The organism is Mycetohabitans endofungorum, from assembly GCF_037477895.1.
In the GTDB taxonomy this organism is placed as follows: Bacteria; Pseudomonadota; Gammaproteobacteria; order Burkholderiales; family Burkholderiaceae; genus Mycetohabitans.
The window spans coordinates 41,514-63,460 of sequence record NZ_CP132744.1; the positions used below are offsets into that span (position 1 = coordinate 41,514).

The following is a 21,947-nucleotide window of genomic DNA, read 5'->3' on the forward strand; positions in this document are numbered from 1 at the left end:
CCGCTGATCGCGCTTTCAGTGGAATGTTATCGTCAATCGATCGGCTACAAGCGTCAACTCCTCGATCGACACCTCATTGCTTGTCGCATCAAAGCTTGGCCCCGACAATTTGCTCGGGAATGCATCCGTCACATTCCACGTCACCAGCAACGCGGTGCCCGCCTCATCAGTCAGGCTAATTGAGAGGTCTCGTTTGTCAATCAAGTTCTTCGATATCTTGCTAATCCAGTCATACAGCTCGCTTTTACCCTTAATCACGCCCCGCCGCAATGTGATGTTTAACTCACTGGCCTGCCCGGGCATCCGGTACACATGTCCCGCTCCATCTTTATAGGTAATCGTCTCAAATCCCAAATCCAACCCCGAGACATTGCTAAATGCCATCTCGTCTTTGCCCATCATCACTTTGAACCGGTAAACCGGAATCGGGTAGGTTGTTGCGATTTGATCTGCCGTGGTTGCCATAACTTCTCCTTTATTGTGTATTAGGAAACCTTGCGTCCCGATTGCATCATGAGCCCGTGCCGTTTGACTAGCACATATTACGTACAGTGGACACGACGTTTACCGTGCCGTTCAGCGATATTTTGGTCCACTGACAGACGCGCCCAACTCATCGACGGTTATACGTCGCTTCATTGAGAGAATGGATTGACCGGCTAAGCTAGTCGAGCTTCAACGCTTCGAATATCGACACCCGCCCGCGGCTGAACAAGCGATAAAGGCTAACTCAGTGCTGTCATCTTCGTATCCTTTTTATGCTTCGTGATTTTGACAATTCACCCGATTCGCGCTGGACCTTCACCTCTCTGACTCGGTTGCTGCGCCAGCACCGCCCGAGTGATGCTTCGTTCTCAGTCGGCAGTGTATCGCCGTGGCTAAAAGTTTAGTCCAGTGTGAAAAATAGTTTAGTACAATCTATTCTTGTAGTAGATGACGGAGTTGGCCTCAGTTATTCGGACAATTTTAGTGATTTTTCGCCACATTCGTTCAACAAATACATTGTCGCGCCAACTTCTTTTGCCCATTATTAACACTCGAATGCTCCGGCCCAGCACGGCACGGCCTCAATGAACGCGTTCGCTGTGAGCTGCCTTGGTTTGTGTTCGCGGGTTTGGGCTGCCGTAGCGTGCGTACTCGTCCTCGAGCGCTTCGACAGCGTGCGTTGCTTCCAGCGTGATGGCGACCCGGTGCGCGAGTACCTTGCAGCTAACCCAGTCCACCACCGCCGTCAGATACACGAAGCCATGCATCATCGGAACATAGGTTGTACCCAGCGCCCACAACTGGTTGGCCCGCTCGATCTTCATGCTCCGCAGCAGATACGGCCAGACCTTGTGCTGGCTGCCGTCACGGTGAACAAGTCCAATACGGCGTTCGGGCGTTTATCGTCGTTTAACAGCGCGTATCGGTAAAGCAAAGACATTAACAGCCACCGCCCGGAAGATTGCAGTGCTGCGCTACAACGCGATGCGTTTCGGCATGACGTCCACGCCCCCCGGAGCAGACCGTTACGGACGGTGCTACAGGGAGCGAGTCATCAAACAATGACATCGGCGAGCGGCGGAATTCGGCGTCTCACCGCAACCTGCGCAAGGCATTTCTTAAAAATTCTCTTGCCTTCTTGCTCATTTCTTCAAAGTCTGTCCGATTGAGTAAGGCCATCTCCGGACGATTTTACCGAGCTTCGGTCAAAGCCCGGGCCATCTTGTTCTCCTCCTAGTTCGCCACGTTCATAATAATAAAGGGTGCGCGACATCCCCACTAAGCGGCACACACGCGCCAGACTCACGGTGAAATGCTGCCTTAAGTGATCGATTAACCTGCGACGCTTGTGTGTGCTGAGACTCTGCGCTCGAAGCGCCTCGCTCAGTACTTCACTATCGCGTTCAAGCGATTTCACACGCTGGCGCAACCGTGCGTTTTCCCGCGTCAGTGCGGTGATACGTTCAAATACAGGTGCACTCAGACCGTCATAACTTCTTTTTAATTGATAAAGCGTCGTTGCACTGATACCCCATCGGCAACAAACCTGAGGCACCGTCTCACCCTCACGAAGTGCTTGTAACACCGCTATGATTTCAGTCGCATTGAGCTTATGGTTCCTCACGTCATGTTATTCCTATCGTTGAACAGCATGAGAAAATGAATTGCGGCACACAATCGCATATCCTATCAGATGCTAACTGCTATCGAAATAAAGATCGATTCATTTTTATAGAAAAAAACATACCACATTAAAGTCTTATTTTCCCCATAAGGATTATCAAGGGAGTGCATGCGATTGTGCCAGCTGTTTCGCGCATGTTGCAAACCTGAATGGATGCTTGCTTTGATTCAGACGAAGTCCTCATGATGCTTAAGGAGAAAATGGTGTGGGAAGTGTTTTTTAGATAGATGAGCAACCTATGCCCTAGTTCGCTATCACATTGATATTGGGATTGGCCATCACGGTAGCCTTGCCTGAAACGGGTGGATGGGGTTGTGGAACAGGGGGCGTACCCGGTATTTGTGCCGGAACCGTGATGGTACATAATATGTCCCAACTGGGCGCAATAATGACAGGCAGCGGGCTCTTTGTTCGCTTGGCGGTTTCAGCCTGCGTGACCGTCAAAATAGCGACGCCTGGAATGGAAGCCGAAGCCGTCTGATAGCTAGTTGTCACGATGATTTTCTTTTCATCGCCCAGCTGACAAACCGGCCGCCCTTTTACCTTGGCAAAGCCGCTTCCCGACAGGGGCCGTGGAGGAATCGGGGGCACGAATAGTACATCCTGAATCTGAACCGGAAAAACCAGCATGGCACCCGTCACGACGATCAGCTTGCCCATTGATGATCTCCATTGCCTTCAGCTAAAAATCGACCGTTCCATTACCAAGCCCTTGCGAAATCTAAAATAAATCCTTTTCCCTATAGGGAAATCACAAAATCAGCGTATTTCGGTAAATGGCCATCGGATATCAATACGCGCAACGATTCGAACAACGCCTGTGCAGCAAGAAGCCAATCGAACAGGTCATGATGGATAGCCGGTAGATGGCGAGCCATTGCAGCGTAAGCTACCGACAGTTCTAAAAAGCCGCCAGCCTCAATTTCTGACACGAGCGGACTCACGTTAGCATCAAGCTTGCCTAGATTGGCCGCGAATACTCGCGCTGCTGACAAAACATCGTCTGCGTCGAGTCTCGCTGAAAGTGCATAACACACTTTAAGTTCATACTAGTCCATCCTAACTCGCCCAGTCAACGCTTTTTAAAAGCTGGCTCTCACATATCGTGTGACGTTTAGGGTCCAAGTTAGCGTAGGCAGCCTTGCAATCGGACATCCTGATAAGTGAAATGTCCGAGCCCTGAGCCGGCGATAATGCAGGCAAAGGATCCCAGGAAATGACGAAGAGAACGAGACGGAAGCACTCATCGGCGGTCAAGGCAAAGCTGGCAATGGCAGCGGTCAAGGGTGAGCGAGCGCTGGCAGGATTGGCGCACCCATTCAATGTGCGCCCGAATCAGGTCACGGAATGGAAGGGGCAGTTGCAGGAGCGTGCGACTTCACCGCCGCAGATTTTGCAGCGCCCCTGCAGCACGAAATCCCCGCGTTCAGTCCGACCACTAAAATCGACGATCGTCGTTACGTCGCGACACCGGGTACACCAGACGTTGGCGAAGAGTAACTGTTGCCTGTGGGAGGTGATTGCATTCCAAAACGCGCGGGCTGCTGCGTGACAGCATATATCGCCGAGACCTTGTACCGCGAGGGGCCGCTCAGCGTTGAGCAGATTGCGCAACAGCCGCACATTCCCAAGAGCACGCTCTATGCGTATATCTGCTATCGCACTGTCCCGGTGGGCAGACGCGCCGCGGCCCAGTGAGCCGGAGGGCTGGAGGGCCCCATGCCACACAGGATGATTCTCGCCGAGTCCATGATCGACTTGTCCCGGCAACTGGCGGCATCGCCACATTAATGCGACAGAACTTCTATGTGTTGGTCGGTATCCTTCCCTTTGGATATAGCACACTGCGGTCCCATCTACGTCGCTCCCATTGTGTAGAAGGCCCTGGCAATTTACAACCTTCTGGCAGGTTGCGCACTGGGACGCATGGGACGCGCATATTGCGCTCTTCATCATTGCTGACACCGTATGCCATAACGAGTGGCAAGCCAGGCTCTTGCGGACTTAAAGCGTGTTATGCACTTTCAGCGAGGTTCAGAATCGAATCGAGATGGAGAAACGCAGACCCTATCCGAGCGGCGTGACAGACGAAGCATGGCGCTTCGCTGCTCCGTATTTGACGTTGATGGAGCCAGACGCACCGCAAGATGGTATGAATTGCGCGAGTTGTGCAACGCGCTGAGTTGGCTGGCTCGTGCAGGCGCTGCATGGCGCATGCTGCCGGCGAACTTTCCGCCATGGGAGGCGTGGTGCATCAGCAAACTCAACGCTGGCTGCGAGCGGGTAGCTTCAAAGCGATGGTTCAAGATTTGCGTTCGGTGCTGCGTGTTGCGCAGGGCCGGCAAGCCCAGCCCAGTGCGGTGGTTCTGGACGGGCGTACGTTGCACTCGAGCTGCGAGAGTGGCCCACGCGCAAGCTACGACGGCGACAAGCGCAAACGGGCAAGCAAGGTGCATAGGGCCGTCGATACGCCCGGGCATTGGCTGGCGGTCCATGTCACGCCGGCCAATGAGCAAGCACGCGCACAGGTTCAGGTGTTGGCACAAGAGGTACAACATGTGAGCAGGCAGCGCGTGAAGCTTGCCTTTGCCGACCAAGGTTATACAGGAGAAGAGCCTGCGCAAGCCGCGTAAGATGAAGGCATCGAATTGCAGGTTATCAAACGGTCAGAGGCAACGAAGGGCTTTATCCTGCTGCCGCGCCGATGGGTCATCGAGCGCAGTCTTGGATGGCTTAATCGCTTTCGAAGACTCGCTCGTGACGACGAGCGTTTGCCCGAAACGCTCGTCGGCTTGCATTTCGCCGCTTTGCCATGCTCATGCTCGTTCATGCCGCGCCTATCTCGCAAAGTACATAACACGCTCTAGATAATTTTGATCCATCAGACATAACCTAGTCGATCGCCGCCAAAATAAATAGAGATCACCCAAATTATTCTACATTGAGGGTTTGACCGTTGATTGACAGTCCAAATGCTCTGTGCATTGCGCAAAGAAAGATGCCAATAAGGAAGAAGTTTGTTTTTCGATAATTTGGATATAGCTATACTTCAATAATTTTAATTAATTAAAATAGAGGGAAAATTATGCTTGGCCGCAAAGAGCTAAAAAATAATTCTACAAATCCTTCTAGGTCGTCCAGATCGGCGGAAGCACACGCTTCTGTTTCGAAAGGTCACCAAAGTTCTTTAAAAAATTCAAGATACTATACCCCTAAACTTCATCTTACTGGAGATCGTAGCGCTCCTGATATAAAAAATAATTCTGGCACTGCGCCTGCAGGGAAACCTGCAATTAAGATAGATTTAAACCCTCGATGGGCTGACAAAAAAACGCGACCAAGCTGCAAATATGCTCCCGTCACCGTATCAAGTGATAAAAATAAAAATTTTGAATACATGAAAGAAGTGTTAGAAAAAAGAATTGCCACATGTAAAGAACTCGCTTCTCAAGGCAATTATAAAGATAATCCAGCTGACTGGCTCTCATTCAGAAAAAGAGAGGGCACACAAGAACATAACGGGCAAGAATATGATCTGCAGTCAAATAAAGTGCCAATTATTGTTATAAGCGGCGGGAGCGCCAACAAAATTGCAGGCGACCTTAAAAGCAAAACAGGCGGTAGCCTCGCATGGCATCCAAAATATATGCGAGATGAATCAGTTTATTTGCTTGTTCATGAGACAGAGTTCAAATGCTATGAGGCTGCTCTTAACGAAATGATGGAGCAATATAAAAATTTGCACCTTGTCGGGTGGTACGGCGGTAGCTTGACCGGTTTCGGCGCTGCGCGCGCTGCAGCCTTGGCGTTTGCAGATACACTGCCATATCGTCCTCAGCAAATTATAATGATGGATCAGGACGTTGCTCTAACCGAAAATACTAGACACACCAATCCTGGTATAAAAACTCAATTGAACAATAAACATAAAAATACTCAAAAATCTATCATCGGACTTGGAGTTGGTTATCCTACACGCGAAGATCCTCCAAAACACTTTGGATTCAAAAAAAATGAATATTCACCCAAAAAACCGAAAGCCGCAAACGAGCGACCAGTTCTATCGCCAGCACAACAATACGTTTCTATAAAATCTCCATTTCGCAAAAAAGGGGAAGATGGAATCTATGCTGCGTATATGGTTGCAGGCGGAGAAGACATGCTTATGGGAATACAGCAAGGCTTAATCCAAAAATTTAAACAAAAATACGGTCGACCTATTGTCAAAAATATCGCTTTAATGGAAGGAAAAATTGTGAAGAAGGAACTCAAGGGCCAGGAGGATGAACTTAATCACTATTGGAAAAAAATGCGCCCCGAAACCCTTAAGAAGCTTTTTGAAGCAGAAAAGGATACCCAAGTTGAATTTGACGGGAAAACCATGAGCTTAAATAAACTCGTGGAGCATTTTAAAGATCAAGGATATATTGAGCAACACCCAAGCCCGGAATCACACAACGTCGCAGCATGTATTATAGAGCGCATTATATTAGATTATCATAAGCAAAAATCCTACGACAATCAATCTAATACAATTTTTAATACTTGGACCAAGAGCCCCCTTGAAGGAGCGACTTCAACCAAAGCTCCATCAGCAGTTTCAAAGTCCGACCCAATTAGTTCACCACTATCGGCTCTTCAAAAATCCGAGCGCCTCCGCGTTTCTGGGCGCTCTCGCTATTATTCGGAATAAACAATGATTTGACTAAATTTTAAACTGCGCTTTCAGCGCGCATAATCCAACAAAAACGTTTTTTGGATTAGAGCAAAATGCCACAACCGCATTAAGTTTGACAAAAGGTTTCGGCCGCGCAGGTAAATACTAAAACTTATATTTAACATGGAATAAATTATAGGACAAAACGCATAAACAAGTGAGGCCGCACGGGTGTAAGTGGGCTACTGAGAGAATGCACATCGACATTTATGCCGTGAGCTATCTGAGCGTTTATTTTTGACAAATATTTAAACAATATTTTTTGCACGACTGCCGGCTATTAAGCAGCGCAACCAGTCACCAATAAAATTCACACATTTTTACGTTTTGTTATTCTGAGCAGCACAGAAATTATGTACATGATCACCGATTAATCCACGGAAATTAAATTAACGTTTACATGCCGTAAAATTAATTTTTTCAGAAAAATACTTAAATAAAGCAAGCTTTCCAACATAAACTATCTGTCTTGATGAAATTTTCGCAAATTATGGCCAAATATCCAAAAAAGGTTTTTTCTATATTTTTAAAACAGCACTTCACTCTTTGAGCGGTCATGTGCTATTGCATCTATTGACAGTAAAAATACTATGAATCATTTTTTTGCAGTCATGCAATTTCAAGCTAAAGAACGCGTGCGCAGGTGTCTTGAAGCACTTGGTCAACGTCATCGTATCACCGGCTTGACATTGGATGCCAATGACGAGGCAGGGATCGAGCTAGCGTGGGGGGAGCGTTTGTACCTAAGGTTCAATGCTGAATCAAACAAACTGTATATATATGCACCCTTTGCTCCGTTGAATGATGCTCAGGATGGGCAAATTCTTGCCGATATGTTGCGTTTGAATTGTTTGGAGGTAGGCACGCGTGGCGGTGTAATTTCAGTTTCTGAGCCGATGGACGCATTCGTCTATCATCTCGGTTTGCCTGCCGAGACGCTTAAGCCCGATGCGCTTGAGCAAGCAATCGAAAAATTTATCGAAGAACGCCAGCGCCTCGCTCAACGGTTTCGACAAATCCGGCAACTTTGACGTCCTTTGAAAGTCCGGACACACTCTGCCACTTACAATAGCGGGTAGGCATAAGACTGTGAATACGAAGCAGCTGGAAGCCGGCGCGGCCATTCCTCGACCCAGTAACCAGCCGCCTATTCGGCGAGTGGACCCAATTCTGAACATCAACGCGGCCCTGAAACAACGCCTACCCTACGCTAACTCAGTTCCGCAACCGAACAGAACCACCCTCCATAGCCACTGTTGCCTGGACTCGCCCGTGGGTCAGCGCCCGAGAAATCCGTATGCCGGCATCGGCCGTTGTCCTAGCCACACCGAGTAGTCGGCAAACCGCTTTTACCAATCCCTCTTGCGACGTACCACCCTGTTGCATCAAGATATACATAGCCGCATTGCCCAATTCTTCGAGGCTAATCTCGTCGATACTGCGGCGCGTTTCGGGGTCACCGCCTGGTACCCGGATACCTTCCCAGGTGCTTGGGTTAGCATGCCCAGGCCAATAAAAAGTGATGTCGTTGTCCGTCGTACGGGTCACCTGCTTGGGCACCACTGCAATCAAATGAGCCTCGATGCGACTACCCACCCTAGACAACCCCCAAGCCCGCGTCACACGCTTGAACACTATCGCCTGCGATACCGGTCCTTCCGTTTCGATTACCTTAAGTAACTGCTCGACCAAAGTCGGCATTGAGCGGCTCTCGTAGAAGAGGTGGGGGTTGCCCCTGTCCAAGCGGGTCAGTTCGTATTCGAGCAACTGAGTCGCAGGCGCAATCGACTCGACGACCGATCCGGCCCGGGCATACAAAGCATGCGGCGCTTCTTCATCCTTCTCCTCTTCCGGCAGCTCAACGGGCGGTTCGCTCTCGGTCGGCACCGTCGCTACCAACTCTTCCAGTCGGGCCACAAGCTTTCGTATCGGCTCTTGCGGATTCAACCACCAGTCCGTGGACCATATACGATACAGTTCCCAACCCAGCCCTTCAAGGACATGCTGGCGGAGCCGGTCACGGTCGCGCGCAGTGGCGCCGGAGTGATACATGGCGCCATCGCATTCGACGCCCAGCAGATAGCGTCCCGGCGCACGCGGGTCGACCACGCCAATATCAACCCGGTATCCGGACACGCCGACCTGCGGGTGGACAGTCCAACCTTTCTCACGAAGTGCGGAAATCACCTGCTGCTCGAACGGGCTATCGGGCTCCCGTCCAGTCGGCACATTTTGCTCCACCAGGGCGCGTGGGCCTCGAATGGCGAACTCCAGGTAGTTCTTCAGGTCTCGTACGCCGGCAGCCCGGACACGCGACAGGTCAATCTGCTCGGGAAGCAATGTGCTAAAAATCACAACACCGACACGAGCACGTGATACGGCCACGTTGAGACGCCGATGGCCGCTCTCTAGATTCAACGGCCCAAAGTTGAGGCTGATCTTGCCCGATGCATCGGGGCCGTAGGTAATGGAGAAGAAGATGATGTCCCGCTCATCACCTTGGACGTTTTCCAGGTTCTTGATGAACAGCGGCTCCTGCGCCGCCTGTGCAATAGCCTGGTCTAGTTGCTGAGACGCTCGACGGCGCTCCTCCAGCATCCGCTCAATCAGGCTTTGCTGTGCCTGATTGAAGGTCACTACGCCGAGCGTCAGATGCCGCTTTGCCGAGTCCAGATAGTGCCGCTCAATTGCCCTGACGATGGCATCGGCTTCCGCCCGATTAGTTCGCGAACCGCCGCGATCATAGACACCCAGTACGCGTTCAAAGCGCACGCTCTGGTCATTTGTCATCGGCGACGGGAACGTGACCAATTCGTTATTGTAGTACGTGACATTGCTGAAGGTAATCAGCCCTTCATGCTTGCTTCGGTAGTGCCATTTCAACCGCAGTTCAGGCAGGCCGATACTGAGACACTCGTCCAAGATGCTCTCAAGGTCCTGAACATCGTCGCTATCCGCCCCGACTTCCGAGTCATCTGACCGGCAGAAGAAGCGGGTCGGCGGCAGTTGCTTCGGGTCGCCGACGCAGACGAGCTGCTTGCCGCGCGCCATTGCACCGACGGCGTCCCACACCGGAATCTGAGAGGCCTCGTCGAAGATGACCACATCAAACTGAGCGTGCGACGCGTCCAGATACTGGGCGACTGACAAGGGTGACATCAGCAGGCATGGCTTCAGCCGGGTCATCAGAGTCGGCAGGTTTTGCACCAGCTGCCGAATCGGCATGTGCTTGCGCTGCTTCTGTAATTCGCGCCGTAGCTTCCCCAGTTCAGAATCAGCACCGGGCACAACCTCGAGGCTCGCCGGAATCTGGCCCGCAAGTTTGGCCACAATATATTGCTGGGTCAGCTTCTGAAACCGCTCGTCAGCCTCGTTGAACTCAGCAATCTTGCGGTTATGCTCGGCACTCGAGAAGTTGCAGAGCACCGGCTCGCGGTCAATCGCTTTGCGCAGCCACCAGCTCTGGTAGCTGTATTCGAAGAACGTCGCCACAGCGGACAATGGCACCTCGCCAGCCTCCAGTGCATCCACAATACCCTGCAACCCGCTGTTGATTGCATTGGCGCGGGATTTCCGCCACAGGCACCACGGCTGCAGTTGCCGCGAAGCAGATTGCCATCTTTGAAGCAAGTTCAACAGCCGAGGAATCACACTGGCGGCAGTTGGATCGAGTCCGAAGTCAGCCTGACAGTGTCCAAGCTCAATGACCTGGCGGAGTTTAGTCATGACGTCCCGATAGCAATCGCGGTACGCCAACAAACTGGAGCCGAGAGGCATGCCTGCCTTCAGCATGCCCCGGTTGTCGGAAACAAACGGCTGCAGCTTTGCGCGGAGCGTCTGGGCCAGCTCGATGTCGTTGTCCGCGATTGCCGCTACCGCGTCCGCAAATGACGTCGCCCACCGCTCGGCCGACTCGACGGCGTTCCAGTCCGTCTTCGACGCAGCGAACGCTTCATGCAGCAATTGCAACGCGTCATGAGACATAGACTCGATGATCTTGTCCTCGGCATTGACAGCGGTCAATGCCGTAATGATGGACGGAACATCGCCACCTGGTGGGCGACGCTGGTCCTGTCGATACAGTCGCAATCGTCCGGTAACCGCACGCCGGGCAAATAGGCGTTTCGGCCACCAGGTATGGGTCGCCGCCGCCCACTGCAGTTTCAGCTCCGACGCATTTAGGGTGGCAACGTCTTCCACGTAGTGTTTGCTCAGCGGCTCCCATGCCTGATTGCGCGCGAGGCCATGGCGCCGCAGGTTGGCAAGTCGGTTGCGCGTGGATTCGTCATGCGCCGACCGGGCAACCTCGATAGGAACGGTGGGCGCGGCAGAGAGCACGTCGGCCAGTACATCCAATTGGCCCAGCCCATTCAGGGAAAAAGCAATTTTAGGAAGGCCCAATTGATCCAGCAGGTTCGATGCAGCCTCATCCAGCTTCTTGATTTGGGCTTCAAACGCCGAAACCGCGTCGAGAAACTCTTGCTGCCAGGACGCCATCCATTCGGTTTTGTGGACGGCTGCCAGAGGATGGTTCTGCAAACCGGTCAGCTGGCCAGCCAGAGCGCCCATCTGGCGACAGCTCTCACGCAGTGCCTCGAGCCGGACACGATCATGTACATCTGCATCCGCCCACGGCATTGCGCCAGGCCGCCACTGCGCATACTGCAGGCTGGTTCCGATGGCCTCGTAAATGGCCAGGTCGTTCGGATGGATGTGATGTAGTGCACGCGCGACACCATTGAGGTCTGCACGAAGCGTTAGAAGCCGTTCTGACTCCCGCTCCCAATCCTTCACCGTACGTGTGCTGGCAGCATCAAGCGCGACGCCAAGCTGCTTCAGAACCTCCCCTTTTTTAGCCTTGGACGAATGCAGCTCAAGACAAAATGGCCCCAAACCGAGGCTGCTGAGCCGACGATGTACTACCTCCAGCGCGGCCATCTTCTCCGAGACAAACAGCACGGTCTTCCCAGTCGCCAACAAGTGCGCAATCAGGTTCGAGATGGTCTGGCTCTTACCCGTACCTGGCGGACCCTCGATGACAAGATTCTTGCCTTCGGCAGCGACGCAAACGGCACGCAACTGCGACGAATCCGATAGCAACGGCGTAAATAGGTCTTGAGGTCGGAACTTCTCATCCAGGGTACTGGGCTCGAATCCAGTCGCACTGTCAGCAAATGCCTTGCCGGGATGGTTAATTAAATGAGCGACAACGCTGTTTTTCTGAAGCTGCTTTTGGCGGTCCTGGAGGTCCTTCCACATCAGATACTTCGTGAACGAAAAGATACCTAGATGCACCTGCTCCTTGACTTCCCATCCCTTCATTTCGCCCACATGCAGCCGGAAGATCTGCAGAATCCGGTTGACGTCGATACCACGATCATCAGTCAGTAAAACGTCGAATGACGGCAGACTCAGGCTGAAATCTTGCCGCAACTTTTGTAGCAGCGTCGGATTCACGAGCGCGTCGTCGTCGTGACGGGCCAGGCGGAAACCACTCCGGACGGATTGGCGGAACAACGTGACCGGGATGAGCAAAATAGGAGCTAGGTGGCTGGATTCGGCATCCTGGCTCTCTTGCCACTCCAACATTCCAAAAGCCAGAAACAGCGTATTGGCCCCGCCTTCTTCCATGCCCGTGCTGGCCGTTCGAAATATCTCGAGAAGCCTGCTTTCCAGCGCTTCCTCGTCGATGTCTGTGACGATTTCGTTGCGACCAAGCGCGTCGGTCGCTAGGTCATCCATTGCAGCCGTACCGTTCCGCCCGGTGTACACATCGGCATCGCGACCATCCGAACCGGACATCATCTTCGGTTTCGCACGAACGCGGAATGCGTTTCCGCCTGCCAGCCGGTCTTCTAGCGCACCCAGGTTAGGGCAGATGACGCGCAGCGTCGACTTGGTCGGCTTGAAATTCAGAAGCTTGTTTCGGAGCGTCAGGTCGAGCAGCTTGCTCTTCCATTTCGCCAGTCGGCCTTCGGGTGTATCGAATGTAACATTATCGTGCAGTGGAACGACGACCGGGTCCAGCGGCGGCAATTGCGGCATGTCCTCGATGATGGGCGTTTCGGTCTTGCCAATCGGGACAGCAGACGCATCGACCTGCGATGAGCGCGATGGCAGGGGACGAAGCTGGACTTCACGTGCGCGCCGAATATCTACTGCATACACGAACTCGTCCTCATCATTCAGGTGTTCCTGACCACGAGCGCAGGCCCAGCGAAGGGACGGTTTATGTCCGCCTGCTACGCTGGTGGTCTCAAAAACCATGAACTCGCCGGATTTCACCCGCTTGCGAACAGCCTGAACGTCGTCTACCAATGCGGTCGGGAAACTGGTCTCTATCAGCCAGACACCGATCCAGGCGTGACCTTCCTTGAACAGCACAACGGGATGCAGGCCCGCCTGCTCCAAGCAAGACGCAAACAGCATGGCGAGGTCTAGGCACGTCGCGAGCTTGCCATCCAGAATGCGTTCCGGCGTCCGGATTTTCTGACCGTCATTGCCGAACGACGCCGGCGGGTTGGAATATTGGATATCCTCAGCAACTATCGTGCTGTAGATAGCCGACACCTGTTTCCAGACCTTCTCACGATTCTTGGACTGGTATCCGTCCATGGACAGGTCGGCCGACGTCTGGCGCAACAACCCGGATACTCGTGCGAGAAGCTTGTCTACGACCCGCGAGTTCGGCATGCAAAACGCGGCAAGCAGTTCGGGTAGCGACCGTGTGCCGGCCCACTGGTCGTAGGCGAGCACATCAATGTTGTGCGTTGCCGTTACGAGTGCCGTTTTCCGAGCATGCAGCGTTGCTGTGATGACCGCTCGCTCAGATTCGTCGAGCTGGCTGAAATACTGATGATCAGGGCGTAGGTCGACCGGTGCAAGGCGACGGCTCTCTCCAGGCATCAATGCGTCGAAACGGAAACGGGCACTTTCAGCAAAAGCCGGCACACATTTGACCATTAGTTCAATATCAGAGAGCGTTGTTTCACCCTCATTTGTGACCCGAATTTCACGGATGACCGGAACATTGTTTTGAATCGCCGCATACCCTATCGTCAGGTTGGCAATCACCTGAACGTCAGGTAGCTTCACATCGGTATCGGTCGTCAGATCCTTAGCATTGTCTGCCTGTTCCTGCATCATCACCCCGTTCCCCCTACTGTGTTCAACCGAGTTCTCATTATTGCAGGCGCTAGATTGGACCTTGATTGCGCGATAACCTGCGAGTCTTTCGCAAAGATTTTATTCTCTCCTCGCCAATGCCGGGTGCGCGGAAATTTGTCCCCTTGATCAAGAACGGCAACCTGGAAGCGACATGCGTCACCGTACGGATGAACATGGCGATCATAGTCAGTTTCGCATCATTGTTCCGGCGGGCTTGCAAGTGCTGAGACCAGCGTTGGCGGCATCGCTTCTTTCGTCTCGCGGCAGAAGTGCGGCCGGTGGCGTAAGGAGCTTTCACGACAAGGTAATTCGCGTGGTTGTCGCCTGTCCTTACCCGTTGCTACGACTGCCGCGGGCGTCACACTGGCGGCATCCCTTCGAGCGCCCGGGCGGCATCCAATAGCCCGCCCAGTACCTTGTCGGCCACTTGCTGCGAAAAGCCTTGCGGCAGCTCCGCTTGCACTTGCGCGACTACCTCTGGCGTCCGAGCGACCAGTTCCTGAAGCAATGGCTCGGCGTTTCCTCCATAGCCGAGCTTTTGGGCCGTGCTATTGAAGTGCCGGCGCTGGATGGCGTGCATACGATAGTGCCGGTTCTTGCCTAGCAGCGCCATAGCAAGCTTAAGGTCCTGCTCGGCCCACTGGTTCGGTCCTTCGCCGATGACCGGATACGCAGACATCACGTCATACATCGGCGTGAGCCGGAACCGTCCAGCTGTCCCGGCCTGTAGTTGGATGCTGAAGTTCTTGGCATGCCCGTCCGGCGCGCGCAGCATCCAGAACAGGATTTGCGAAGCCATGAGGGCGCGCAGGTCACGCTCGGCATCCAGCGACTGCTGCACGAGGGGGAACAGTTGCTTGAGGCCTGGCCCGCCTTCGTTCTCGTACTTTACGAGCGGCGATGTTCCAGTGGCTTGGCAAAAATCTTCCTGTATGAGCCGGAACAACCGCGTGCCGTCGGACGACACCACGCGGTCGAATCGCTCGACAACGAGTACCCGCCGCTTGCCGAATGTGGCGATGTGAGCTTTTGCCGTGGATAGGCCATACGCCTTGAACAAGCGAAGACACAGCCACTCGTTGTCCACGGAGGTGCTGAAGTCGGCCTGCCGACCACCGACCAGGCCAAGCGGCAGCTTAAAGATGTGCGTGGTGGGCGTTGCGCCGCGCGGCTTCATCCACTTGTCATCCCACCACAGGAAAGCATCCTTCTCCTGAGCGCCGGCTAGCGAGAACCGGAAGTCGTCGTCAGGGTCCCTCGCACCGGCGAAGCGGTCCGGGGTTACGACTTCGAGCAGATGGCGTTCGATGGCTTCGTCGTCCACGACAACGCCGTCGATACGGTCAACACCAGAAGGTGTCTCGCCTTCCGGCAGGAGTTGTAGTGCGCCTACGCAATCGCGTCCGATGGCGGCCAACAGGTTGAAGGCTTCGGTAGACCCCGTCTTGAAGCGGGCTGCAACGCGCTTGCGGATGGCATCGCTATCAGGCAGCAGGCCTTCGAAGTAATGGGCAACGCGCTCGCCTTTCAACGGCTCGTTGTTGAGGTTAAAGGGCAGCGACAAAGATATTGGCCGTCCATGCGCAGAGGCAAGCCAGCCCCCATCGTATTGCAGCTCCATGTCGCCGCGGGCCGTGATAGTCCAGCGGCCTACGTAGTCGCCGTTGGCCCAAAGCGTCAGGGTTTGACTGTGCGAGCGCCGCCCCATCTCACCACTGCGTCTTGTTGGTCGATTCGAGGCGCTCGCGCTCGCGCTCGCCCAGCCGCAGTTCCAGGCCGACGGCCGCGCACCAGCCCAGCAACTGCTTGAAACTCAGTTGGTCCGGATGTTGTTCCAGATAGGAAACGCGGTTCTGGCTCAGCCCCAATCGGGCCGCCACCTCGGCCTGTGTCAGCTTGCTACGCTTGCGAGCCGCCTTCAGCAGTTGACCTAGCTGCAAAGCAGTCACAAGCAGTTGGAACGGCGGGGTGTGAGACATACGATTTGTACCCGAAAATCAGCTATTTTAATTTTAGCTGCAATCCGGATATTTGCAATATATCCGAAAAACGGATAACCTAAAAAATATCTGAAATTCAGATAAAATTGAGCCCTTCAGCACGCTGACGCCGCGTCAGATTCGCAATTACCCAGCTTTGCACCACCGATACCGCGCGCAACGTCCCAGCAGCACATTGGCAATACACCAATGCTTCGCTAAACGCTTCACCGATACGCCAGCCGCGGCCAGCACGCAAAAGGGCTGGTGTAGCGTGGGCTAGCCACCGCATCACTGAACCCACCACCTCGTCATAAAAAGCAAGCATTCCGTCTGTTTGTAAAAAGGTCGGACGCAAGCATTGCGACACACGGACACCGACGATATGCTGACCTGGTTTCCAACCTCGTCCAGACAAATCTGTCCATTTATTAATGGCTGCACCGAGGGTCCGCTTATCTGATATCGATAGCGATGTGGCCGTTTGTCACTGCAAGGTATGCGGCGCACCGACTGTTCTGGACGGGTACGCTGGTTTTTTGAAAAGCTGCGTCGATCCCGCAACGACGGGCACGCAAGCAAACCCACTGTCGATACCCTATATGCACTGCAGTCAACGCGGTCGGCTGTTTACGAACGCGTTTAATCATTTGAGCGACGGTTTGCATGTCGCATTCCACAGCCAGTCGCCGTGGCTACCAATTGGACCGCTTGTCTAGCATGTGAATCCCGAGATACCGCTTGAGCCAATGGGCTCGTCAGGAGAACCTGCATGAACAAGTTTGTAACGCTCGCGAGAGGCCTCGTGCTCATCCTGTTCGTCTTCGGTGGCCTTGCACAGGCTACGCCGATGCAATTGGATGTCACCGGCAATATTCAACGCACGAATGTGCCAGGTACTCACATGTACCGTTTCACGGAGCAGGAATGGCGGTCAATGCCGCGTGCCCAGTTCACCACGGCCACGAACTGGACGCCCTCGTCGCAGTTTTCCGGCGTGCTTTTAAGCGATGTGCTATCGAAGGTGGGCGCAAAGGGAACGACGCTCCGGGTGACAGCACACGATGGCTATGTATCGTATGCGGTCCCGATCAGCGACGCGCACCGGTACGGCGTGATTCTAGCCGACCAGATCAACGGCAAACAGCTGACGCTCAGGGACTTCGGCCCGCTGTTTCTTGTCTATCCCCGCGACCGGTTCCCAAAGGAGTTGAATCGCTCAGAGATCGCCGGGCGGTTCGTGTGGCAGGTGAAGTCGATTGAGGTCAGATGATACGTGTCAATGGCTTCGTTGGTCGCGGGCAGGCACCTTGTTGGGGGTGGCGCTCGCGCTGGTGATAGCGGCATGGGGCTATACGGCACTTCAATGGACCAGCACGGAACCCATGTCCGTGTACAAGCTAGCCGGTCCGCAGGAAAACTACTACTGGGCACCCGCTCAGTTCAAGTTCAATGCAGATCGCCTGGAAAACCTGCTTTTGCGGTATGCGAGCGGCGACAGCCAGGACCTGGATGAGATCCAGCGCTCCTATGAGATCCTGGTGTCAAAGTTCTCGCTTATTTCGAAGCCGTCGGATACTACCCAGGTACAGCTGAGCGTGCCGGACTACGTGCAGGCCATCGCGGCAATCCGACATTGCCTGCAAACGATCGATCCGCTCATCGTCGATCTGCAGCCAGGCGACAGGTCGACGGCACGCGTCATCGCCGGCCACCTGCACGCGCTGGACGAGTCAACACTTCGATTGGCGCAAGGCATCGGCGAAGCGGAAAACAAACGTCGCGACATTGCGTTGGAGGACTTCCGACACAAACGGCGAGTGCTGTGGGCGAGCTATATCAGTGCAGCTTCGTTGACGAGCACGCTATTGATCGTGTTGGCCATCGCCACATATCGTGGCATGCGCGCCGCCTGGCGGGAGCGAACCTGGAGAATCGCCGAGCAAAGCGCGACGGCGGCAGCCAATGCATCATTAAAAGCTAAGAGTGCGTTTCTAGGGGCGATCGGGCACGAGATCCGCACGCCACTACAAACCATATCGGCCGGTCTTTCGAGTCTCGCGGACGCCGAACTGTCGACAAGAAGTATGCGCGCTGTGTTGCGAATGGAGCAGGCGGCCGAACAGATCGACGCGCAACTGCGAGACCTGGCCGATTATGCAAGGCTTGACGCGGGCAAGCTCAAGTTGCGCATTGCGCCGGTGGATCTGATCGATATCGTGCAGCAGGTCGCCACACAGATGCGGCCGATGGCTGCGCTCAAGCGGCTGTCTGTACGAATCGACACGCGCGGCATCGTCTGGTTGATTCATTCCGATCAGCAACGGATACGGCAGATCCTGCTCAACCTGGTCGACAACGCAATCAAGTATTCGACCCAAGGCGACGTGCTGATCCGTGCGACGCAGCACATTGCTGCATCGGAATGCGTCACGCGGATCGCGGTGACCGACCACGGCATTGGCATCCCGGAGCAGGCCAAGGAAAAGCTGTTCGAGCCGTTCGTGCAGCTTGACGACGGCAACACGCGAAGCCACACGGGCATCGGCATGGGTCTGGCCATTGTCGACGGGCTGGTGCGACTGCTCGGCGGCCATATCACCGTTACGTCGACGCTCGGTGTTGGATCGACGTTCGAAGTCACGTTTCGCGAATCGACCGACTCGTTGATACGTCGCGCGCAGCCCGACGGCGACAGCCGAAGCGCGCTGCCGGACACGCCGCTGTGCGGCAAACAGGCGCTGGTGGTGGACGATCAGCCCCAGATGCGGGATGCGCTGGTCGCGCTCATGCGCAGCTTGGGCCTGGCCGTTACTGCCGTGGACTCGGCATGGGACGCCAGAGTCATGCTTAGCCAGCGGGAAGTGGATGTCGCGCTCATTGACCTGCAAATGCCGGGGGAAGACGGCGCTTCATTAGCGCGATGGATCCGGAAAACCGGCGCACCTCATTCGAAATTGATTGGCGTAAGCGCATCGGCACCGGAGCTACTCAGTGAAACGCAATTGGCCATGTTTGATGAACTTTTGATGAAGCCGGTCCGGATTGACGCGCTACGCGCCGCATTCGAAAACTTGCTGGATGGAGCGTCTTCATGAGCGTCGATAAGGTAGCACTGGTGACCGGTTCGGCCAAGCGGGCCGGCAGACAGATCCTGGAGCATCTCGCGAAGAATGGATATCGCGTGGCCGTACACGCGTGCACATCGCGCGATGAGGCGGAAACGGCCGCATTGGCGCTACAGCATGCCGGGTATGACGCACTGGCCTTCAGCGGTGACCTGCGGGACGCCGCGCAGATCGACCAGCTCATCCAGGATGTCTTCGCGCACTTCGGCCGGTTGGACCTGCTGGTCAACAACGCGGCGGTTTTCTGGCAAGACGATTTCGTCGACTTCTCCGTGCAGGCGCTGGATCAGGCATGGGCGGTGAACTGCAGGGCTCCGATTCTGCTAACGCGGGCCTTCCACGACTGCGCGAGAGCCACGGGTGCAACCGGCGCAGTGGTCAATGTTGTGGACCAGAAGGTGAAAGGCAACTTCCACCGCGACCACTTCACTTATACGGTCGGAAAGACAGCGCTGGGCAACCTAACGCAAATGCTTGCGATCTCGGCCGCGCCGGTCTTACGCATTAACGCGGTTTTTCCCGGGTTAATGTTGCCCAGCGACAGCCAGACTGATGCGGACTTTCATTACGCGGCCCGCCAGTCCAACTTGCTGGGTAGGGTGGCAGGCCCGGCCGATGTCGCAGCGGCGGTCCTGCTGCTGGCTTCCCCCGCCTACAACGGCACCGACTTCGTCATCGATAGCGGCCAGAACCTGATACCCGTGCAGCAGGACGTCATCTATCTGCATCGCGCCCCGCGGCCCTAGCCGGATGGCCCCCCGCCTTGAGCCGACGCGCCAGTTCCACGGCCACCCAATTCAGTCGCGCCGGCTTTTCAAAGGGTTTCACATCGTATTGCTGAATGACCCGCGCCACCTCATCCTCGTTCGCCTCGCCTGTCACCAGCTTGCCCGTGAGCAGCAAAATGGGTGCGTCGCCGTGACGCGACTGACGGATCGACTGGATAATCGCTTCGGCCGTGCCCGTCTCCAGTAGCCAGTCAACGATGAACCCGTCGAACACATTCTCCCCAAGCGCCGCGCGGAACGTGGCCTCCGTATTGTACGGCCGGGCAATATAGCCATGCGAATGGAAATACGAGCACATCTCTGCGGTCAATAGCGGATCGTCGTCCACTATCGCAATGACCGGGCTCGACTCAGGCGCGTCACGAGGGCGAATCAGAATCTGCTCCACCACGAAATAGTCGCCACCCGATGCCGACTCCACCGGATACACCTTCCAGCGACTGCCCTCCTTTAGCGCAACGAACTCCAGCCCCGATACGTCATGCGCCCTCTCTCCAATATCGGCTAGGCAACGATACTCAGCATCTCCCACATAAAACATCGCTTCTTGCATCTTCGCGGCCAGCGCCCCAACCGGCTCGCCTGAGTCCAGCCCATCGAGCAGCATCGCCGCAGATTCACCATACGCTTGCGCCACAGCCTTGACCTGCGCAATGGTCCACGGATTGGCGCCCTTCATCTTCCGGTGAGCCTGGGAATAACTTAGCCCAAGGATGCGCTGTACCTCCACCGCATGTTGGCGTTTGCCAACTCCATGGCGGTTCAGTAAATCATGAATTCGCATGGCAATCGCCAGCGACTCTTCTGAAACCTTGTCTTCGCTTGAAAACATGTAATGTCCGAATCGTTCTGCTCGGCCCCAACTTTAGGAGAAAACGCGCATCACATGCAATGTTCTTTTAAGAAACCCAGCAAAATATTGCTTGACATACGATGTTTAGCCGCTAATACTTGCATTCCGTACAACGATTTGACTTGCCATTGATGGGGTAAAGGGTATCCGCCATGAACGTAATAAATCCGACATGGTGCATAGGTTCGGGCAAACGCAATGGATTGAATGGCCTATGCCCGCGTCAATTCAGCGTTGCTTGTCGCGGACTCGATGAGCCGATATTGCAACGGTAAGACGTACGCCTGAACGGACTGGTCAGCCGGTTGCCCTCAATTGACGAATCCCATGCAGTTCAAACGATTGATAACGCAAAAGGCCATGCAATTCATTGCATGGCAGTAATCGCCGCATTGCGCCGCCGGGTTCATCCAAACCACGAGGCGCGTCTACGACATCGAACCGCTCCCGATGGCGCGCAGCCCTATCTGTACGGTTCGATCATGCTGGCCAATGTGAAGGCAAAAGCCACGTGGCCGTTTCCCTTAACGTGGAGGCAACAACGCTGACAATGAACGAGCGTAGTGCAGGCAGGCCTGGACAGCAGGCGACAGTACAGCAAGACACGAACGGACCGGTCCCACCTTTGCGGGTTAGGTGCCACGGGTGTCGAAGGCGGGACACAGCGGCATCGGAGGTGGCGGCATGAGCTTCGAGTCAGGTCCACGCGCGAACGCCGCCTTGGAACGGCCGTTGACACGTGACGAGCTCAGCCGCCATGCTGTCGCGTTCGAGGTGGCCAAATGGCTGCATATCGGCGCGGCGGCGGTCATCGTATTGCTGTGCATGATGATTATTTATCGCGCGCTGCAGGATATCGACGCAGGCCACGGCGGACAGTGGAAAATCGCCGCGGCGTTGTTGATCGGCCATCTGGCCGTGCTCTGGGCCATTTTGCGCGCGATGCGCAGCAATCGATATCGGCCGCTGGGCAAAGATGACGAACCGGCTGCCACGCTGCTGCTGGAGGGGATGCGGCACGACGCGCAAGTGCAGGCCTACTGCCAGGCCATCCAGGACGAGCCACGCGCATTGACGGGCCATGACATCGACGTCTTACAGCGCTATCGCCAATCCATGAGCGCAGGATCCGGCTAGTTCATCCG

General features: G+C 54.8%; 17 protein-coding genes and 2 pseudogenes. 9 read left to right on the forward strand and 10 right to left on the reverse strand.

Annotated elements, in window-relative coordinates; genetic code table 11:
* Nucleotides 1-15 precede the first annotated feature (15 nt).
* From RA167_RS00150 to RA167_RS00170, 5 genes are all read right to left on the reverse strand, one after another.
* Entirely contained in the window at nucleotides 16-465 is a 450-nt protein-coding gene (locus RA167_RS00150; protein WP_076785801.1) for a phage tail protein, read from the reverse strand.
* Nucleotides 466-1,067: 602 nt separating this feature from the next.
* Nucleotides 1,068-1,310, reverse strand: a complete 243-nt coding sequence (locus RA167_RS00155) for a hypothetical protein (protein ID WP_083706001.1) — start codon at nucleotides 1,308-1,310, stop codon at nucleotides 1,068-1,070.
* A 326-nt stretch (nucleotides 1,311-1,636) separates the two neighbouring features.
* Nucleotides 1,637-2,110 (reverse strand): transposase, encoded by a 474-nt coding sequence (locus tag RA167_RS00160; RefSeq protein ID WP_076785802.1) that lies wholly within the window; start codon nucleotides 2,108-2,110, stop codon nucleotides 1,637-1,639.
* A 303-nt stretch (nucleotides 2,111-2,413) separates the two neighbouring features.
* Nucleotides 2,414-2,830, reverse strand: a complete 417-nt coding sequence (locus RA167_RS00165) for a hypothetical protein (RefSeq protein ID WP_076785803.1) — start codon at nucleotides 2,828-2,830, stop codon at nucleotides 2,414-2,416.
* A gap of 80 nt (nucleotides 2,831-2,910) precedes the next feature.
* Nucleotides 2,911-3,102, reverse strand: coding sequence for a type II toxin-antitoxin system VapC family toxin (locus RA167_RS00170; protein WP_139337028.1), 192 nt, complete (start codon nucleotides 3,100-3,102; stop codon nucleotides 2,911-2,913).
* A 284-nt stretch (nucleotides 3,103-3,386) separates the two neighbouring features.
* Between RA167_RS00170 and RA167_RS00175 the strand changes: the two are divergent.
* The 5 genes and pseudogenes from RA167_RS00175 to RA167_RS00195 form a co-directional block, all read left to right on the forward strand.
* Nucleotides 3,387-3,545, forward strand: a pseudogene (locus RA167_RS00175) (IS3 family transposase); the annotation flags it as partial.
* Between the two features lie 173 nt (nucleotides 3,546-3,718).
* Nucleotides 3,719-3,868, forward strand: a complete 150-nt coding sequence (locus RA167_RS00180) for a hypothetical protein (protein ID WP_237574188.1) — start codon at nucleotides 3,719-3,721, stop codon at nucleotides 3,866-3,868.
* A 352-nt stretch (nucleotides 3,869-4,220) separates the two neighbouring features.
* Nucleotides 4,221-5,037, forward strand: a pseudogene (locus RA167_RS00185) (IS5 family transposase).
* 218 nt (nucleotides 5,038-5,255) lie between these two features.
* On the forward strand, nucleotides 5,256-6,863 hold the full coding sequence (locus RA167_RS00190) for a hypothetical protein (protein WP_139337029.1): 1,608 nt from the start codon (nucleotides 5,256-5,258) through the stop codon (nucleotides 6,861-6,863).
* 614 nt (nucleotides 6,864-7,477) lie between these two features.
* Nucleotides 7,478-7,918: a CesT family type III secretion system chaperone gene (locus tag RA167_RS00195; RefSeq protein WP_076785806.1), complete on the forward strand. Its 441-nt coding sequence runs from the start codon at nucleotides 7,478-7,480 to the stop codon at nucleotides 7,916-7,918.
* A gap of 184 nt (nucleotides 7,919-8,102) precedes the next feature.
* Here RA167_RS00195 and RA167_RS00200 read toward each other — a convergent pair whose 3' ends face one another.
* The 4 genes from RA167_RS00200 to RA167_RS00215 all read right to left on the reverse strand — a co-directional run bounded on the left by RA167_RS00200 (nucleotide 8,103) and on the right by RA167_RS00215 (nucleotide 16,403).
* The gene (locus RA167_RS00200) at nucleotides 8,103-14,033 is read right to left on the reverse strand and encodes a DUF3320 domain-containing protein (protein ID WP_076785807.1); all 5,931 of its coding nucleotides are present in this window, start codon (nucleotides 14,031-14,033) and stop codon (nucleotides 8,103-8,105) included.
* Nucleotides 14,034-14,412: 379 nt separating this feature from the next.
* The gene (locus RA167_RS00205; RefSeq protein ID WP_076785808.1) at nucleotides 14,413-15,762 is read right to left on the reverse strand and encodes a type II toxin-antitoxin system HipA family toxin; all 1,350 of its coding nucleotides are present in this window, start codon (nucleotides 15,760-15,762) and stop codon (nucleotides 14,413-14,415) included.
* A 1-nt stretch (nucleotide 15,763) separates the two neighbouring features.
* Nucleotides 15,764-16,033: a helix-turn-helix domain-containing protein gene (locus RA167_RS00210; protein ID WP_076785809.1), complete on the reverse strand. Its 270-nt coding sequence runs from the start codon at nucleotides 16,031-16,033 to the stop codon at nucleotides 15,764-15,766.
* 97 nt (nucleotides 16,034-16,130) lie between these two features.
* Nucleotides 16,131-16,403: a hypothetical protein gene (locus RA167_RS00215; RefSeq protein ID WP_175972419.1), complete on the reverse strand. Its 273-nt coding sequence runs from the start codon at nucleotides 16,401-16,403 to the stop codon at nucleotides 16,131-16,133.
* 402 nt (nucleotides 16,404-16,805) lie between these two features.
* Between RA167_RS00215 and RA167_RS00220 the strand changes: the two genes are divergently transcribed.
* The 3 genes from RA167_RS00220 (at nucleotide 16,806) to RA167_RS00230 (ending at nucleotide 19,907) form a co-directional block, all read left to right on the forward strand.
* Entirely contained in the window at nucleotides 16,806-17,306 is a 501-nt protein-coding gene (locus RA167_RS00220) for a molybdopterin-dependent oxidoreductase (RefSeq protein WP_076785812.1), read from the forward strand.
* A 112-nt stretch (nucleotides 17,307-17,418) separates the two neighbouring features.
* On the forward strand, nucleotides 17,419-19,131 hold the full coding sequence (locus tag RA167_RS00225) for an ATP-binding response regulator (RefSeq protein WP_139337031.1): 1,713 nt from the start codon (nucleotides 17,419-17,421) through the stop codon (nucleotides 19,129-19,131).
* A complete protein-coding gene (locus RA167_RS00230) occupies nucleotides 19,128-19,907 on the forward strand; it encodes an SDR family oxidoreductase (protein ID WP_076785814.1) in 780 nt (259 codons plus the stop codon). Before RA167_RS00225 ends, RA167_RS00230 begins: the two co-directional genes overlap by 4 nt.
* Here RA167_RS00230 and RA167_RS00235 read toward each other — a convergent pair.
* Nucleotides 19,876-20,781 (reverse strand): helix-turn-helix domain-containing protein, encoded by a 906-nt coding sequence (locus tag RA167_RS00235; RefSeq protein ID WP_076785815.1) that lies wholly within the window; start codon nucleotides 20,779-20,781, stop codon nucleotides 19,876-19,878. The two genes, RA167_RS00230 and RA167_RS00235, sit on opposite strands and share 32 nt — an antisense overlap.
* 705 nt (nucleotides 20,782-21,486) lie before the next feature.
* On the opposite strand from RA167_RS00235, the gene RA167_RS00240 reads away from it, so the two are divergent.
* Entirely contained in the window at nucleotides 21,487-21,939 is a 453-nt protein-coding gene (locus RA167_RS00240) for a hypothetical protein (RefSeq protein WP_139337032.1), read from the forward strand.
* Nucleotides 21,940-21,947: the final 8 nt, after the last annotated feature.